The 15,705-nt window shown below is 63.8% G+C and carries 16 protein-coding genes and 1 pseudogene; 7 read left to right on the forward strand and 10 right to left on the reverse strand.

Annotated elements, in window-relative coordinates; translation table 11 throughout:
• Window positions 1-1,006, forward strand: a 1,006-nt coding sequence (locus CIC12_RS19155; RefSeq protein WP_168665942.1) for a S1C family serine protease, incomplete at its 5' end; no start/stop codon positions are given.
• 178 nt (window positions 1,007-1,184) lie between these two features.
• Here CIC12_RS19155 and ggt read toward each other — a convergent pair.
• The 6 genes from ggt to CIC12_RS19185 all read right to left on the reverse strand — a co-directional run bounded on the left by ggt (window position 1,185) and on the right by CIC12_RS19185 (window position 7,973).
• Window positions 1,185-2,918 carry a gamma-glutamyltransferase gene (gene ggt / locus CIC12_RS19160; RefSeq protein ID WP_168665944.1) on the reverse strand — a complete coding sequence of 578 codons (1,734 nt, stop codon included), beginning with the start codon at window positions 2,916-2,918 and terminating at the stop codon, window positions 1,185-1,187.
• A 122-nt stretch (window positions 2,919-3,040) separates the two neighbouring features.
• Window positions 3,041-4,444 carry an MFS transporter gene (locus tag CIC12_RS19165; protein WP_168665968.1) on the reverse strand — a complete coding sequence of 468 codons (1,404 nt, stop codon included), beginning with the start codon at window positions 4,442-4,444 and terminating at the stop codon, window positions 3,041-3,043.
• A gap of 228 nt (window positions 4,445-4,672) precedes the next feature.
• On the reverse strand, window positions 4,673-5,437 hold the full coding sequence (locus tag CIC12_RS19170; protein WP_168665946.1) for a phosphocholine cytidylyltransferase family protein: 765 nt from the start codon (window positions 5,435-5,437) through the stop codon (window positions 4,673-4,675).
• 27 nt (window positions 5,438-5,464) lie between these two features.
• Window positions 5,465-6,484, reverse strand: a complete 1,020-nt coding sequence (locus tag CIC12_RS19175) for a flippase-like domain-containing protein (protein ID WP_168665948.1) — start codon at window positions 6,482-6,484, stop codon at window positions 5,465-5,467.
• Complete coding sequence (locus tag CIC12_RS19180) at window positions 6,481-7,296, reverse strand: HalD/BesD family halogenase (RefSeq protein ID WP_168665950.1); 816 nt, start codon at window positions 7,294-7,296, stop codon at window positions 6,481-6,483. The genes CIC12_RS19175 and CIC12_RS19180 overlap by 4 nt, the downstream gene beginning before the upstream one ends.
• Entirely contained in the window at window positions 7,293-7,973 is a 681-nt protein-coding gene (locus CIC12_RS19185; RefSeq protein ID WP_168665952.1) for a CDP-alcohol phosphatidyltransferase family protein, read from the reverse strand. The genes CIC12_RS19180 and CIC12_RS19185 overlap by 4 nt, the downstream gene beginning before the upstream one ends.
• A gap of 239 nt (window positions 7,974-8,212) precedes the next feature.
• On the opposite strand from CIC12_RS19185, the gene CIC12_RS19190 reads away from it, so the two are divergent.
• Window positions 8,213-8,644, forward strand: a complete 432-nt coding sequence (locus CIC12_RS19190) for a hypothetical protein (RefSeq protein WP_168665954.1) — start codon at window positions 8,213-8,215, stop codon at window positions 8,642-8,644.
• Window positions 8,645-8,680: 36 nt separating this feature from the next.
• Here the strand turns inward: CIC12_RS19190 and CIC12_RS19195 are convergent, their stop codons facing one another.
• Window positions 8,681-9,217: a hypothetical protein gene (locus tag CIC12_RS19195; RefSeq protein ID WP_168665956.1), complete on the reverse strand. Its 537-nt coding sequence runs from the start codon at window positions 9,215-9,217 to the stop codon at window positions 8,681-8,683.
• A gap of 627 nt (window positions 9,218-9,844) precedes the next feature.
• Between CIC12_RS19195 and CIC12_RS19200 the strand changes: the two genes are divergently transcribed.
• The 3 genes from CIC12_RS19200 to CIC12_RS19210 all read left to right on the forward strand — a co-directional run bounded on the left by CIC12_RS19200 (window position 9,845) and on the right by CIC12_RS19210 (window position 12,324).
• On the forward strand, window positions 9,845-10,996 hold the full coding sequence (locus CIC12_RS19200) for a porin (protein ID WP_168665958.1): 1,152 nt from the start codon (window positions 9,845-9,847) through the stop codon (window positions 10,994-10,996).
• 313 nt (window positions 10,997-11,309) lie between these two features.
• Entirely contained in the window at window positions 11,310-11,663 is a 354-nt protein-coding gene (locus CIC12_RS19205) for a sugar ABC transporter ATPase (protein ID WP_168665960.1), read from the forward strand.
• Window positions 11,664-11,808: 145 nt separating this feature from the next.
• On the forward strand, window positions 11,809-12,324 hold the full coding sequence (locus CIC12_RS19210) for a metal-dependent hydrolase (RefSeq protein WP_168665962.1): 516 nt from the start codon (window positions 11,809-11,811) through the stop codon (window positions 12,322-12,324).
• A gap of 68 nt (window positions 12,325-12,392) precedes the next feature.
• Here CIC12_RS19210 and CIC12_RS19215 read toward each other — a convergent pair.
• The 3 genes and pseudogenes from CIC12_RS19215 to CIC12_RS19225 form a co-directional block, all read right to left on the reverse strand.
• Window positions 12,393-12,866: pseudogene (locus CIC12_RS19215) on the reverse strand (AraC family ligand binding domain-containing protein); the annotation flags it as partial.
• Window positions 12,867-12,929: 63 nt separating this feature from the next.
• Complete coding sequence (epsC, locus tag CIC12_RS19220; RefSeq protein ID WP_168665964.1) at window positions 12,930-13,856, reverse strand: serine O-acetyltransferase EpsC; 927 nt, start codon at window positions 13,854-13,856, stop codon at window positions 12,930-12,932.
• Between the two features lie 159 nt (window positions 13,857-14,015).
• Entirely contained in the window at window positions 14,016-14,249 is a 234-nt protein-coding gene (locus CIC12_RS19225) for a hypothetical protein (RefSeq protein WP_168665966.1), read from the reverse strand.
• A gap of 325 nt (window positions 14,250-14,574) precedes the next feature.
• On the opposite strand from CIC12_RS19225, the gene CIC12_RS19230 reads away from it, so the two are divergent.
• Both CIC12_RS19230 and CIC12_RS19235 read left to right on the forward strand, forming a co-directional pair.
• Window positions 14,575-15,027, forward strand: coding sequence for a DUF3005 domain-containing protein (locus tag CIC12_RS19230; protein WP_168665969.1), 453 nt, complete (start codon window positions 14,575-14,577; stop codon window positions 15,025-15,027).
• Between the two features lie 215 nt (window positions 15,028-15,242).
• Window positions 15,243-15,705, forward strand: a 463-nt coding sequence (locus tag CIC12_RS19235) for a short chain dehydrogenase (protein ID WP_168665967.1), incomplete at its 3' end; no start/stop codon positions are given.

The following is a 15,705-nucleotide window of genomic DNA, read 5'->3' on the forward strand; positions in this document are numbered from 1 at the left end:
CGCCGCATCCGACGCCCCCGGGCCCCACTCGCTCAACCCCTTATCCGACGACGCCCTGCTCGACGCCTACTCCTTAACCGTGATCGGTGCACTGGAGCGCGTCCAGCAGGCGGTCGCCTTCATCTCCGTCGAACGCCGGCTGCCCGGCGAGCCGTCCGGGCGCGGCCGAGGCGCGCGCGGCGGCACCGGCTCGGGCTTCCTGTTCACACCCGACGGCTATCTGCTCACCAACAGCCACGTCGTCCACGGCGCCACGCATATTCAGGTGACGCTCGCCGACGGCGCGAAGTTCGACGCCGATCTGGTCGGCGATGACCCCGGCAGCGATCTGGCCGTATTGCGGATCGGCTCGCCGGAGCCGCTGCCGCACGTCGAACTCGGCGAATCGTCGAAGCTGCGCGTCGGGCAGATTGCGATCGCTGTCGGCAATCCGCTCGGCCTCGCGCAAACGGTGACCACGGGCGTCGTCTCGGCGCTCGGCCGCTCGCTGCGCTCGAACTCCGGCCGCATGATTTACGACGTAATCCAGACCGACGCCGCGCTCAATCCCGGCAACTCGGGTGGCCCGCTGATCAATTCGGCGGGTCAGGTGATCGGCGTGAATACCGCGATCATTCCCGGCGCGCAGGCGATCTGCTTCGCGACCGCCATCGATACGGCCAAGTGGGTCATCATGCAGATCTTCGCGCACGGCCGCGTGCGACGCGCGTATGTCGGCGTGGCGGGCACCACGACGCCGTTATCGCGGCGCGTGCAGCGGTATTTCGGCTTGAGTTCGGAGAGCGGCGTGCACGTGATGGAGATCGTCAAAGGCAGTCCCGCCGCGCTCGGCGGTCTGCACACCGACGATACGATCGTCGCGATCGATGGGCTAAGCGTGCAGGACGTCGATGGCCTGCAACGCACGCTCGACGCGTCGCGGATCGACAGGCCGGTCGGCGTGACCGTGCTGCGCGGTGCGCAGCGGCTCGAACTGACGTTGACGCCGGTCGAGCAGGTGAGCTGAGGAAAGCGGCCGGTGGCAGGCCGCCTTTGTTGCGCCGGAGGCAGACGTACGGGTCGGCGTGGTTCCATCGGACTTCCGTTGAAAAGCCCCCGGTTCCTCTTCCCTGGATTTTCGCCCGAGGTCGATCAGGCGTAGGCAAGACCGCCGTCCACACGCGGCGGCCCCAATCCGACGCCGCTTACTGAATCACCCGCGTCACCCCACGGCCACGCGGATCAGCAGCCGCTTCCGGCGTATCGCCATTGACCTTGATCGCCTGGATGTCGCCGCTGAAATTCTGCCCTTTCAGCGTGTAGCCCTTCGCTTCGATCCGCTGCGCGAGTTCACCGTCGATCGGCTTGTACGGCTCCCAGAAAATCGTGTTCGGCGGCAACAGCTGATGATGAAAGCGCATCGCGCCGACGGCTTCCGGCAATGGCATGTCGTAGTCGTACACGTTGTTGATCACCTGGAAGATCGACGTGAAGATGCGCGAGCCGCCCGGCGTGCCGATCACGAGCGCGACCTTGCCGTCCTTCGTCAGAATCGTCGGGCTCATCGACGAGAGCGGGCGCTTTTTCGGTTCGATCGCATTCGCGTCGCTGCCCACCACGCCGAACATGTTCGCGACGCCCGGCTTCGCGGAGAAGTCGTCCATCTCGTCGTTCAGCACGATGCCCGTGCGGTCCGCCACCACGCCCGAGCCGAAATAGCCGTTGATCGTGTATGTGTTCGACACCGCGTTGCCCCACTTGTCGATCACCGAGAAGTGGGTGGTTTCAGCTTTCTCCGGCATGTTGGTGCCGAGACCCGCATGCAGGCTCTTCGTGTCCGACGGCGCGTCCGGATTGACTTCGGTGGCGCGCCTGGCGATGTACGCGTCGCTCGTCAATTGCGCGACCGGCACCTTGTAGAAGTCTGGGTCGCCGAGATATTGGGCGCGGTCGGCGAACACGCGCTTCTCGATTTCCGCGATCAGGTGCACGTATTGCGGCGAATTGAGCGGCACGTCCTTGAAGTCGGGCGCGAGATCGGCCTTCATCTTCAGCAGTTGCACGAGGCCGATGCCACCCGAACTCGGCGGCGGCGCAGTGTACACGCGATAGCCGTTCCAGTCGGCCTGGATCGGTTCACGCCACACGGCTTTGTACTGCTGCAGATCGGCCTTCGTGATGAGGCCATGACCGCGCATCGACGCGGCGATCAGATCGGCCGTCTTGCCCGAATAGAAATCCTTCGCGCCTTGATCCGAAATGCGCTGGAGCACCGCGGCGAGATCCGGCTGCTTGAAGTTGACGCCCTGCTTCAGATTGGCGAAGTACGTGTCGAAGTTGGTCTTGCCCGCGAAGTCTTTCGCGGCCGCGTCGCGACGCGCCTGCAATTGCTCGCTGACTTCGAAGCCGTCGCGCGCGTAATGAATCGCCGGCGCCAGCACCTGCTTCCACTTGAGCTTGCCGAAGCGGCGCTGCGCCTGCCACATGCCGTCGACGGTGCCCGGCACGCCCACCGCGCGATAGCCGAACAGGCTCATGCCCTTGATGACCTCGCCCTTGTCGTCGAGGTACATGTTCCTCGTCGCGGCGAGCGGCGCGCGCTCCCGATAGTCGAGGAAGTACGGTTTGCCGTCCACATACAGCGTCATGAAACCGCCGCCGCCGATGTTGCCCGCTTCTGGATACGTCACGGCAAGCGTGAAGGCAATAGCGACGGCCGCGTCGACGGCATTGCCGCCTTGCTTGAAGATCTGCTCGGCGGCGTCGGCGCTGTACTTGTCGGCCACCGCGATCGCGGAGGCGGTGAGGACAGCGGGCTGCGCTTTCTCGGGCGCCTTCGCAATGGCCGGCGTGGCCTCGAGGAAAGCGCTCGATACGGAAACGAGTGCGACCAGCGCGAATCCGCCGGCTGAAGCTTTGGCGTTGCGGAACAAGCTCATTGAATACCCCCCAGGACGACTGTTTCATCTGACGACGAGTCAAGCTGCCTTGGGCTTATAACATGCGAAGTGACGCTTTGCGAAGTCGCAACAATTCGTAGGGCGCGTGTTGCGGTAGACCTTCACGCGCGCCCGCGACTACCGCGCGCGATTTCATCGCCGGCGTCTCGCGGCAAACGCGCGGTGACCGGAATCGACATGACCGAGAACAGGCCGACCACGAGAAACGCCGGCCAGAAGTCCGGGAACACGATGCTCGAATGACCCTGCACGTTGTGTGAAATTTGCAGCACGATGCCCGCGATCGTCACGCCGAGTCCCAACGAAATCTGCTGGATCACGCTCGCCACACTGGTCGCCCGGCCGACGTCGCTGCTCGGAATATCCGCATATGCCAAGGTGTTCAGCGACGTGAACTGCAACGACGGAAAGAAACCGCCGAACAGCACGACACACCAGATCAGCCAGTGCGGCGTGCCGGGAAAAAACAATCCGTACACGGCGATCGACGCGCCCGCGCAAGCCGCGTTGAACATCAGCACGGTGCGAAAGCCGAATCGTCCGAGAATGCGCGACGCCGCCGCCTTCATGAAGATCGATCCGAACGCGGATGCGCAGGTGATCGACCCCGCTCTGAACGCGGTCATGCCCAGGCCTTCCTGCAACGCGAGCGGCAATAGAAACGGCACCGCCCCTAGCCCGATGCGAAACAGCGAACCGCCCACCACGCTCGCATGAAAACTCGGAATGCGCAGCAGCCGCAGATCGAGCACCGGCAATTCGACGCGGCTCGCGTACAGCGCGTACAGCAACAGCAGCACCACACCGGCCACGCACATGCCGATCGACGCGCTCGTTGGCACCAGTGCGCCGCCCACCAGCGACAGCCCGAGCATGAACAGCGACGCGCCGCTCGCGGACAGCAGGAAACCGGTCCAGTCGAGCCGTCCCGGATGCGCTTCGTGCACGTTGGCGATGTGTTTGTTCGCGAGCCAGATGCCCAGCAAACCGATTGGAATATTGATGACGAAGATCAGACGCCAATGCAGATACGTCGTGATGAAGCCGCCGAGCGGCGGTCCGACCACCGGCCCGAGCAAGGCTGGCACCGTCAGATAGTTGACCGCGCGAATGAACTCGGACTTCGGCACCGAACGGAAAATGATGATGCGGCCCACCGGCACCATCATCGCGCCGCCGATGCCCTGCACGAAGCGCGCGACCACGAAGGTGCCGAGCGACGTGGAGGCCGCGCACATCAGCGAGCCGGCCATGAAGACGCCGATTGCCGTGCGAAACACCGTGCGCGAACCGAAGCGGTCGGCCACCCATCCGCAGATCGGGATGAACACGCCGAGGCCGATCACATAGGCAGTGACCGCGAGCTTGAGGGTGATGGGATCCTGGCCGAGATCGCGCGCCAGAACCGGCAGCGACGTCACGATGACCGTGCCGTCCACGTTTTCCATGAACATCGCACACGCGACGATCAGCGGAACGATGAAGGCGCCTAAAGCGAGAGGCATTGGCATGACGACGGGCTGCTAGGCCGTCGAGGTAAAGCTTCGATTATGGCATTGCAGCGGCGACACGGGGTGGTGCGCGAAGGCTTTCGTGCAGTTGCGCACGCGTGCGTGCGCCGCTTCGTCGTGCGTCCTGCGACGGGCGCGCGCAACCCAACGAAGGTGAAGCGGCTTACAGCCGGCTCACCTTTGCGATACAGCAGGATGCAGCGGGATACGTGCGCAAGCCGCTTAGCGCGACGCGCTGACGAGCGGTTGCAGTTGCGGCAGGATCCCGGTGCTCGCACGGGCAACGTCGTTGGGGAAGTCGATTTCGATCCAGGGCGCACCGGTCACGTCGGCGGTATCGAACACCTGGCTGCGCTCCAGCAACAGGTCGCGCACGGCTTCCTCGTGCGGCATGTTGGCCCGGCCGCTGTCGATATAGCCCGCGACGATCTCGGCAAAACGTTGCGCGGTTTCCTGGCGGAAACGGAAGAAGCCGACCGATTCGCCGATCGTGTCGTACTCGAGATTGACCGCGAGCTGCTTGCGCAATTCGACCGGCACGCCGTCTTTCAGACATAGCTTGACGGGCTCGTCGCCGGCTTCGAAATCACGGTCGATCAGCAGGCGGTTGACAGTCTCGCCCGCCACCAGCGCGCTCAGAATGCGCTCGTCGTAGAGCACATCGGCGTCCATCAGCAGCACGTCGCCACCACGCGTGAGCGCGTCGGCCACCGTATGCACCGTCAGCACGCTGCCCAGGTCGAAGCGCGGGTTCAGCACCGTTTCCACCTTGTGCGGCCAGTTGATGCGCTCCAGCTCCGCCTGCACCGATTCCGGCTGAAAGCCGAGCGCCAGCACGACGTCCGTCACGCCAGCGGTTTCGAGCATTTGCAGATGCCGTTCGAGCAGGCTCATGCCGTCGAACTGCAACAGACATTTCGGGAACTGAGCTTGCGGCGGTTGCTGAAGACGCAGGCCGAGGCCCGCTGCGAGGATGATGGCACGCATGCGCGGTCCTTTGAAAAAATACGGAGATTAATCGGCAACCGGCACGCGCGCCGTGGCGCGCCGCCGTTGCCAGCTTCTTTCGCTGAAGTGCAAAACCAGCAGCCCCGGCAAGCCTAGCAGGATTTCGCGCGCGCGCTTGGCGAGCGACAACGCCAACGCCGCATCCGGCGGCAACCCGACCAGCGGCGCGAGCAGCAGATAGCCGCCCTCCTGCACGCCGAGCGAGCCCGGAATCATGAACGCCGCGCCGCGAATCGCCTGCCCGATGCTCTCGAGCAATAGCGCGTCGATCCAGTCGACCGGATGGCCGAGAAAGCGCAGCGCGAGCCACACTTCGACCGTGCCGACGATCCAGCCGACGAGACTCAGCGTGAAACTCGCCGCCACCTTGCGGCGCTCGCGGTACAACGCCTGCACGGCGGCGTCGACGGCTTCCGCGCGCGTCATCAGCGAGGACCAGTCGCGCTTGCCGAAGACCTTCGAGACGACGCCGAGCAGCCGGCCGAACAGGCCACGCCGCTGCGCATAGTAGAAACCGAGGATCATCGCGCTGAGCACGCCGGTGGCGATCAGCGTCGCGGTTTGCAGGTCATGCAGCGCGCCGTTTGCGGCATACGCGCCGAACAGCAGCAGTCCGCCCAGTGCGAAGACGATCTGCGCGAGCGCCTGCGCGGTCGTGCTGACGGTAATCGCGGCGGCGGCGTCGCGCATGCGCATGCCGCGTTGAGAGAGTTGCCGCACCATCACGACCGGGCCGCCGATCTGTCCGGCCGGCAACAGGCTATTCACCGATTCGCCGATCCAGCGCGCGAACAGTGCGTCGCGCAACGACAGATCGTGGTGCGCGCCATCGCGACGGCGCTCGAACAACACGGAGATCGCGGCGGCGTCGAGCACCAGCGGCACGACGTGTAACGCCGCGACGAGCGCGAGCCCCCAACCGGCCGCGAGCAGCGTCGAGGCCACCGAGCCGAAGCCCTGCCAGGCGAGCAGGCCGACGAACAGCGCCGTCCCGATCGACAGCAGAAGCAGGGCCGCGCGACTCATGCACGGTCCTTGCCGCGCGCGGCGAGTTGACGGAACACCTGACGGAAACCGAAGTACGCAATCGCGTCCTTCATGTTCGAGATGAAGCGGCGCCACGGCCGCATGTTCGGGTCTGTGACGTATTCGAACGTGAGCGACACGCGCATCTCGTTCGCGCCGGCCGGTGTGACGCGGTGGCGCAGCTTGTCGCCGTCGAAAAACACGAGGCCGCCCGGCGGAATCTGCACCGAGCCCGGCCGATCCGGCACGTCCGGATTGCGTGTGTGCAATTCGTAGTCGAGCCGGCACGACGAGTCGTCGATCACGCCGAGCAGCAGCGTGTAGCGGCGCCCGTCATAGTACGAAGTATCGTAGTGCCAGCCGATGTGGTCGCCCGGCCGCGTGTAGTAGTACAGCGCGTACGCATGCGGGTCGTCGACCGGCGAGACCTGCAACTTGTCGCCGCTCAGTTGTTCGAGCCAGCCGATCAGTTCTTTCGAGCGATACAGCTCGGCGATGAACGGCGCGAGGCGGTCAATCGTATGCCGGCTCACGCTGCCACCCTGCTTGTGACCCGGCAGGTAGTTGCGGTTCACCTCGTCGAGCAGCGCACGCGCGCTGTGGATGAGCTGCGCCGTGACTTCGGACGCGAGGAAATCTTCCAGGTAGAGGAACGCGCCCTGAGCGGCGAAGTCTTTGCGCAGACGCGGGGTGTCGAACGTGCGCGTGCGGTTCGCGACCGCGCGGTCGGCATTCGGCGCGGCCAGCGCCGCGGAGGAAGCAGCGTCGGCAGAGACGGCTGCGATCACGTCGTCTTCGGCGTGCGTACTCATTCCCTAGCCCACATTTGACTGGTTTCGGAGGCCTCCGCGGTACGGCGCGCAACGCGCCAGTAGTCGACCACGACCCACGCGGCAAACAGCGGCGCGCCGATCGACGCGACCACCACGAAGGGCATCACGACGTTCGTCAGCGTGACGATCGGCAGGAGGTACAGCACGTCTTCCGTTTCGAATCCGCCGACCGATGCCTGCTTCGTGCCCGCCTTGCCCGCCATTTCCTCGATGCGCATGCGCAGGAAAAAGATCAGCGCGACCGCCACGCCGGCCAGCGCGCCGAGCACGCCCGGCGCGACCTTCAGCCCACCGGGCTGCGAGGCGCCCACCCCGACGCCCATGCCGACAAACAGCATGACGGTGACGAGGGCGTCGCACGCGAGGTCGTAAAAATGACCGATCCGGCTCGACTTGCCGCCGATGCGCGCGAGTTCGCCGTCCGTGTGATCGACGAAATTCGATAGCACGATCAGCAGCGCGCCCGCATTGGCCCATGCGAATTCGCCATGAGCGAGGCACAATGCGCCTGCCACGCCGATCAGCAGACGCAGCGTGGTGAGGTGATTAGGCGTAACCCAGGTGTTCACCAGCGGAGTCACGAGCCGACGGGCGAGCCGGGCGTCCCACGTGCGGGGCGGCGGGACGTCAATTGGAGTTTGGGGTTGCGAAGTCATAACCCGGAAATATATACGGTATCGTAAAATATTGCTTTCTTACCGCACGTTTCTTTGAGGCGCGTTCGTTACCGGCGCGTGTCGGCCGCAAAGCAAGATTTGCCGAATCGCGATACAGTGCGAATCCCGTTGCGCCTGTCACGCGGAATCCCTTCGATACGCAACGTCTTTCGGGTTTCAACCCCGCGCCACCCCACGTTGCAAAACCACGACATCGAACCCGGCGCGACTCAACGCTTATGAAACGTTTTACTTTTGCTGTACTCCTGCTTCTGGCGGCCGCCCTGCCGATGCGCGGTTTCGCGGCGTCGCTCGACACCGCGCTCACCTGCAATCAAAGCGGCCATCAGTTCATCGCCGACCTCGCGCAACAGGAACTCATCGATCCGAAGCCGTCGCGCGTCGAACAGAATTCGATCAACGCGTTCTCGCCAGCGTCCGGCGCTGAACTGACCGCGTTCGGCTTTCGTGTGTTCGCGGTGGTCGGCTACGAAAAAGACGACCCGCTCTTTCGCGTCGGCGATGGCGAACCGCTCGCCCGTTCGGCTTACGGCGTCGTGGTGTTCGGCAGCGAAGCCAAAGTGCGTAACGCGCTGGCCGGGACCGGCAGCACGGCGATCGTGCATCACGTGGCGCCGCTGATCACGGCGATTTTCTGCAAGCGCAGCTGAGGTTCGAGCGCGGCAACCCGGCCGAGCCGCCTGCCCCTAGCCCGGTCGACGAAACTCGTTTTCGACCCACGCCGCCGCGCTCGCCTTGGTGAGTTTGAAGCTGGGCGCGACCTGCACCTGCGCGAGCTGTTCGCCGAACGCATCGAGCGCGGTCAGCAGCGCGTACGGTTCGAGTTCATCGGGGACGATGTCCAGCGTGATGTCGAGTTCGTCGTTCCCGTCCGCGCTCGCGACCCGCACTTCTTTATGCAGTTGCGCGCGCAGTTGCTGCTCATGACGGCGCAGCACTTCCGACGCGGTCTTCACCAGCGTGTTGAACGCCGAGGTGTCGAGCGGCTTCGGGTCTTTCTTGTTGCGGCCCATCGTCCACGGTCCGACGAGCGCGGGTTCCGCTTCGCCGTCCTTGATCATTTCGACGGCCCAGCCTTCGTCGTCTTCATTCTTGATCACGCGCGCGGTCCATCCGTCGTCGCGCCACAGACGCGCTTCGTGGACGCTTTCGTCCAGCCCGGGCGAGCCTTCCGTCGTGAAATCGGCAGCGGTGTCGGACGATGGAAGGGGTGTATCGGTCATTACAGGTTCACTCAGGTTCGCGGGGCAAAAACACATCTCAAGCACGCGATTCTACCCGCCTTGCGCGCGCCGGCCGCGTCCCTCTGACGAACGGACAAGTCGTGGCCACCCCATTGTCCAGTGCAATACGCCATTTCCTCATTCACGGGAACTTCCAAGATTATTAGAAAAATGCGATAAAAAAACGCGGCCCGAAAGCCGCGCGTAGAAATGAAAAAGACACCCTTGGTCAAAGGGTGCGCGAATTGTAGAGCCGTAATCGATCAAGATAGACCATGCAATCCGGAAGAGTGCATTGCAAAAAGCGGAATAAATCCGCGTGTGCTCAGTAACAGGTTGTAAGGCCCACCAGGACTGCCTGAGCGGACGCGTCGCGAGTCCGCAACACCGCTGCGATCGACCTTCCCATTCCGTTTCCTAAAGGGAACTACTTTCCTTTTAATATTCCCGCACTTAGACAAAATCAAAAGCAGCCATTACGAATTCGAGAATTCATTATTGTGCGGCATGAAATTAAAGATACGAATGGCAGGAATACACTTTATTCCGAATCGTCAGGCAGCCGGCGCAATCGGCTGAAAGCACTGGAATGCGATTCTCCACGCACTGTCCCGGAGTTATCTGAACATGAAAAAAACCCTCATCGCAGCCGGCCTCATGGGCGCGTTCGCCGTCACCGCGCACGCACAGAGCAGCGTCACGTTGTACGGCTCGCTCGACGCCGGTCTCGTGTATTCGAACAACCAGGGCGGCCACAGCAATTGGCAACAAGGCAGCGGCTCGATGTCGAACACGTACTTCGGTCTGCGCGGCAGCGAAGACCTCGGCGGCGGTCTGCACGCGATCTTCACGTTGGAAAGCGGCTTCAACCTGAACAACGGCCAGAACTCGGAAAGCGGCACGCTGTTCAACCGCAAGGCTTTCGTGGGTCTGCAAAGCGATCAGTACGGTACGCTGACACTCGGCCGTCAATATGATTCGATGGTCGACTACCTGTCGCCGCTATCCGCTACGGGCGCAGGCTATGGCAACAACCTCGCTGCTCACCCGTTCGACAACGACAATCTGGACGCGTCCTTCTCCGTCAAGAACGCGGTGAAGTACACCAGCGCGAATTACGCGGGCCTGACCTTCGGCGGCCTGTATGGCTTCAGCAATGCGGCCGGCCAGTTCGCGAACAACCGCGCATGGAGCGCCGGCGCTTCGTACGAGAATGGCCCGTTGAACTTCGCGGCCTCGTACCTGCAACTGAACAATTCGGGCAGCTCGAACCTGGGCGGCGCCGTATCGCAAGGCAACGGCACCGCGGCGATCGCCGCGAACCTGCAGCGCTCGTTCGGCGCGGGTCTCAACTACACATACGGTCCGGCCACGGCCGGCTTCGTGTACACGCACACGCAACTGGACGGCATCAGCGGCGTGAACGTGGGCGGCGTCACGCTGCCGGGCGTAGCGGGCACCAATCTGCGCCTCGACAACTATGAGGTGAACGGCCGCTACGCACTGACGCCGGCGCTGAGCCTCTCGGCAGCGTACACGTTCACCGACGGTAGGATGACGGGCTCGAACGGCACCGGCGATCCGAAGTGGCACACGGTGTCGCTGCAAAGCGACTACGCGCTGAGCAAGCGCACCGACGTGTATGTGGAAGGCGTCTATCAGCATGCGTCGGGCGAGCTCGGCAACTTCGGCGCGAACGTGGCGGCGATCAATACGCTGGCGCCGTCGTCGACGGGCAACCAGGTCGCCGCGGCCGTCGGTCTGCGTCACCGCTTCTAAGTTTTCCACGCAGTACCTGCGGCGCGAATCTATCCATTGCGCTGCATGTCGACCCGCGCGTGACACGATCACCTCGCGGGTTTTTTATCGCGCTGCCGATTCGACAGGGTGGTGATCAACGGGTCTCCGCTACCGCGCGAAGCGACGGCGCCCGCGCGCGGTGGGTATACTGGCCCACGCCGCCGGGCCACCGCGATGTCGCTGTGGTAGCCCGGCGGCTTCGCCGCGAAGCATCACGTTGTGCTGAAAACGCATGGCGCTTCGCCCGCGCCTCAAGTCCCCGCGTACGACCGGGGACGCCGACGATCGGACCATGAAAAGACTTCTCCTGTTAGCACCCGCTGTTGCCGTCATTGCCGCCCTCGCCGCCTGCGGTACGTCCAGGGGCACTGCCCGCGATGCATCCGTGCCGCTGATGTACGTGTCGTCGCAACGCGCCCCCGCCTCTATCGCCCAATGCCTCAAGGATCGTTTGCCGCGCGTGCGCGTGTCGCAAGTCGGCACGGCGACTGAACTCGCCGTCGGCTCGGATTCGAACAACTCCTATTTCGTCACGCTGACGCCGCTCAACGCGGGCTCGGTCATCAAGGTGATGCGCCCCGCGAATGCCCCGGACGATCCGCCGGAAGAAGAGATGCGCTTCGACATCGCACGCTGCGCAACCTGACATTCCACTCACGCATCGGGTTGTGAAGGCCATGCCGCCGCGCGAATTTTTTTATCTCGCGCGGCGGCTATTTTTTTGTCGGCTCATCTGCGAACATAGCCGCCCTTCGTCTTGACGCGGCGCGCTGCGGTGCGCCGCGAGTTTCATGGCTTCCAGCAACGCACACCACGCAACCGGTTTTGCAGCCGGTGTCATCGCGGCGGCAATCGTCGCGCACATCGGCAACGGTGATTCGTATCATCTCGGCGTGCTGTTGAGCTTTCTCGCCGGTCTCGCCGGCAGCACTGCGCCGGACTGGATGGAGGTGGCGTGGTGGTCGCGCGCGCGGCGGCTATGGATCACGCATCGCACGCTGACGCATTGGGGTGTGGGGTGGCTCGCGCTGTTGGCGATGTCCTATCACTGGCTCGGGCATTCGATCTATGCCGCGCCCGCATTCGGCTTCGCGTGTGGCGGGCTGATGCATCTGCTGGCCGACTGGCCGAATCCGCTAGGCGTACCGTGGATTGCCGGACGGCATTCGCTGAATCTGTGGAAGAGCGGGCACTGCGACCTGATCGTGGTCGCGGCTTCTTGGGCGGCTGCCTGGTTTATCGGCGAACATGTGTGGTGGCATGGCGCACATGAGCTGTCACTGCTGCGCTATCTGCGCATGGGCTAAGCGTCACCGCATCGCAGCCGCATAGTTCGCGGGCGTCACGCCCAGCAGGCGCACGAAGGCCCGCGTCATGCGTGATTGCGGACCAGATGCCCGAGGAGTTCGACCAACACCTCTTCTGTCAGCAGATTGTCGGGCGCCGACGGCGCCTGCACCGACACCGCAAATAGCCGCTCGAACAAATGCGTGAGCAGCGGATCGTGGACCACCGGCTGGGTGAGTTCGATCTCACGCGCCGCCGCGCCCGTCAACTCGGTAACGGCGCGAGTCAGCATCGACGGTTCGAAATACAACATGCGCCACGCGCGTCCGCGCTGGTCGAGGGGACTGCCGTCGTGGACCTCGCCAGGATTGACCGTAATCGCGTCGTTCGCGCGCGCTTCGACGAGGCCGCGCCCGCTCGCCGACCGATGTCCGCCACGCACGATCACGCCGACGCCGAAGCGGTCGTGCGAATGACGCGGAAACGAATGAGCGGTGTCGGCCACCGTCGCTTCGACGCCGGCAATCGTGCAGCGAGGCATGTGGACGCGGCCGCGCGGCATGAGTCGTGCCTCAGTTGCTGCGGCTGGAGCCAAACGAACCGGAGGGGCCATCCATTGTGCGCATCATCGGCGGCTCTCGTCGGTGCGCTCGCCTTCGCGCACCTTGCCTTGCGACACGCTGCTGCCCGGCGGCACGCTATGCGTGAGCCAGACATTGCCGCCGATCACCGAGCCGCGTCCGATCGTCACCCGCCCAAGGATGGTCGCGCCGGCGTAGATCACGACGTCGTCCTCGACGATCGGATGGCGTGCATTACCCTTGATCAATGCGCCGTCGCCATCGGCGGCGAAACTCTTCGCGCCGAGCGTGACCGCCTGATACACCCGCACACGCTCGCCGATGATCGCGGTCTCGCCGATCACCACGCCCGTGCCGTGATCGATGAAAAAACTTGGCCCGATCGTGGCGCCCGGGTGAATGTCGATACCGGTCGCCGAGTGCGCGATCTCGTTGATGAAACGCGCCAGCAACGGCACGCCGAGCCGATGCAGCGCGTGAGCGAGCCGGTGGTGTGTCATCGCCCACACGCCCGGATAACACAGCAGAATTTCAGTGATGTGCTGGGCGGCGGGGTCGCCGGTGAAGGCCGCCTGAATGTCGCTGACCAGCAGCGCGCGAATCCCCGGTAACTGCGTGCCGAATTCGCGCGCGACGCCGAATGCACGCTCCTGCAGTTCCGCATCCGGGGTCGCGGCGTACTCGGGAAGAAACCGCAGCGCGCGGCGAATCTGTTCGGCGAGCAAACGCAAGGTGCTCTCGAGCGTGTGGCCGACGTAGTAGTCGACGGTTTCGTCGGTCAGATCGGGCGCGCCGTAGTGCGTGGGAAACAGCGCCGCGCGCAGGCCCCCGACGATGTTGACCACGGCTTCGCGCGAAGGCAGTTCGCGAATGCCGAGCGGATGCCGCGTGCGATGCAATTGTTCACGCGAGGCGCGCAGGTCCGCGACGATCTGTTCGAGACCCCAGTTCTGGGAAGGCACGTTAGGCATAGAAGAGCGACGCCATGCGGCGAGCACGGTTCGAGGTGATGGATTATGCCGAGAGATTACCGCGTTTTGCCGCGGCCCGCGCAGCCGTGCCGCCGGCTGGCACGCGGCTCGCGTGCGCTTACGCCGTGCCGTGCCGTGCGGCGTCTGCCATGCGCTTCTTCAGATGGTCACGCTGCTCGCGTCGATCCAGCGCACCGCCCAGTCGCGCGCATGGGCGATGGCGGCGCCTTCGTCACGGAAGCGCAATTCGTTTGGGAAGAAGCGGTTGGCGACCAGCTCGCCGTCGCTCGACCGCGAGATGACCACATAAGGTTGCCAAGTGCCATCGCCAGCGCGCGCCGGCGCGCAATTCAACAAGTAGCCGCGATGTGTGAATGCAGCATCGAAGTGCATGAGTCACCCGCCCTGACGCCCCGTAAAAATGTTTTAAGTAGCGCGGCCTTCGTTCGTTGTTTCCGACCATGAGGAGTTAGTCGGGGCCCTGTCGTCAATTTAACCGCGCTTCGCTCGTCGGAGTAAGATCATACTCTGTAGAAAATACGCGTCCATTAAAAAAAACGAAAAGAATCGCCGACGCCATCGCTTGGTGAATGTCCGTCACAGGCATCGCGTTGCAAGCTGAACGTATGCGCATTGCAAGTCACGCGTGCAAGGGGATGTGCCAGGCGGTACGGGTTTTGCTGACCTTCAACCATGTCCTCTTCAAGGAGAACGCATGATGAACAGCGATATCGACAAGCCAGCAGACGTCGCGAAGCAGACGGCCGAAAGCGGCCCGCGCTCGGCGGAATTGCACAACGACCGCACGCACGACAGCACCGTCGACACCGACGGCAAGAACCTCGAAGCCGCGCGCATCGCGGGTTACCGCCCGATCTCGCCCGACGAGATCACCACCAGCAACGCGACGCTGGAGAACAGCGTGCCCGAGGCGCTCGACGGCATGGCCGGCTTCGACAGCCGGGTCGGCGGCAATCATCTGCTGCTCGCGCTCGAACCCGGCTACACCGTGATCGACAAAGGCATGATCGAACCGCAAGGCGCGTACTCGGCCGATCACCAATACGACGATCCGCGTCCCGTGGGCAGCCGCCAGGATCGCGGCCGCATCCATTACGCGCTGAATCATTTTCGGCCCACACGCGTGATCGAATTACATCGGCTGAAATAAGCGCGGGCGGCGATTGCGCTGCCGTTTGAATCCCCGCGCTTATTCCTATTAATCATTGAATATCATCGCGCGCACCGTTTGAATAATGGTGCGCGCTTTGCTTCGCATCGATTGGAAACTCAGGGTTGCGGCACCTCGGCGTCAGCGCGGCTTTTTCTCCACGCCGATCCTCGACACAATTGACCCCACGTCAACCACGCTCAACGGAGCAACAGATGAAAAAAATCGTCGTGATCGGCGCGGCCGGCACGCTGGGCCAAGCCGTCAGTGCGCAATTGCAGGCGCGTCATCAAGTGATCGAAGTGGGCGCGACGCGCGGGCAGTATCGCGCCGACATCACCGACCCGGCTAGCGTCGAGCGGCTCTTTCGCGAGATCGGCAAGGTGGACGGCGTGGTTACCGCGACCGGCAAGGTGCACTTCGGCCCGCTGCCGGACATGAGCGTCGAACAGTTCTGGATCGGTCTGCGCGACAAGCTGATGGGCCAGATCAACGTGGTGCTGGCCGCACAGCAATACGTGAACGACGGCGGCTCGTTCACGCTGACGAGCGGCATCATCGGCGACGAGCCGATTCGCTTGGGCGCGAGCGCGACCACGGTCAACATGGCGCTCGAAGGTTTCGTGCGCGGCGCGGCGATCGAATTGCCGCGCGGCATCCGCATCAACGTGGTGAGCC

The organism is Paraburkholderia sp. SG-MS1, assembly GCF_012275575.1.
Classification (GTDB): domain Bacteria; phylum Pseudomonadota; class Gammaproteobacteria; order Burkholderiales; family Burkholderiaceae; genus Paraburkholderia.

Excerpts from the sequence above, each read along its gene's own strand:
- ggt (WP_168665944.1), bottom strand. The coding sequence starts at position 2,918 with ATGAGCTTGTTCCGCAACGCCAAAGCTTCAGCCGGCGGATTCGCGCTG.
- CIC12_RS19165 (WP_168665968.1), bottom strand. The coding sequence starts at position 4,444 with ATGCCTCTCGCTTTAGGCGCCTTCATCGTTCCGCTGATCGTCGCGTGT.
- CIC12_RS19170 (WP_168665946.1), bottom strand. The coding sequence starts at position 5,437 with ATGCGTGCCATCATCCTCGCAGCGGGCCTCGGCCTGCGTCTTCAGCAA.
- CIC12_RS19175 (WP_168665948.1), bottom strand. The coding sequence starts at position 6,484 with ATGAGTCGCGCGGCCCTGCTTCTGCTGTCGATCGGGACGGCGCTGTTC.
- CIC12_RS19180 (WP_168665950.1), bottom strand. The coding sequence starts at position 7,296 with ATGAGTACGCACGCCGAAGACGACGTGATCGCAGCCGTCTCTGCCGAC.
- CIC12_RS19185 (WP_168665952.1), bottom strand. The coding sequence starts at position 7,973 with ATGACTTCGCAACCCCAAACTCCAATTGACGTCCCGCCGCCCCGCACG.
- CIC12_RS19190 (WP_168665954.1), top strand. The coding sequence starts at position 8,213 with ATGAAACGTTTTACTTTTGCTGTACTCCTGCTTCTGGCGGCCGCCCTG.
- CIC12_RS19195 (WP_168665956.1), bottom strand. The coding sequence starts at position 9,217 with ATGACCGATACACCCCTTCCATCGTCCGACACCGCTGCCGATTTCACG.
- CIC12_RS19200 (WP_168665958.1), top strand. The coding sequence starts at position 9,845 with ATGAAAAAAACCCTCATCGCAGCCGGCCTCATGGGCGCGTTCGCCGTC.
- CIC12_RS19205 (WP_168665960.1), top strand. The coding sequence starts at position 11,310 with ATGAAAAGACTTCTCCTGTTAGCACCCGCTGTTGCCGTCATTGCCGCC.
- CIC12_RS19210 (WP_168665962.1), top strand. The coding sequence starts at position 11,809 with ATGGCTTCCAGCAACGCACACCACGCAACCGGTTTTGCAGCCGGTGTC.
- epsC (WP_168665964.1), bottom strand. The coding sequence starts at position 13,856 with ATGCCTAACGTGCCTTCCCAGAACTGGGGTCTCGAACAGATCGTCGCG.
- CIC12_RS19225 (WP_168665966.1), bottom strand. The coding sequence starts at position 14,249 with ATGCACTTCGATGCTGCATTCACACATCGCGGCTACTTGTTGAATTGC.
- CIC12_RS19230 (WP_168665969.1), top strand. The coding sequence starts at position 14,575 with ATGAACAGCGATATCGACAAGCCAGCAGACGTCGCGAAGCAGACGGCC.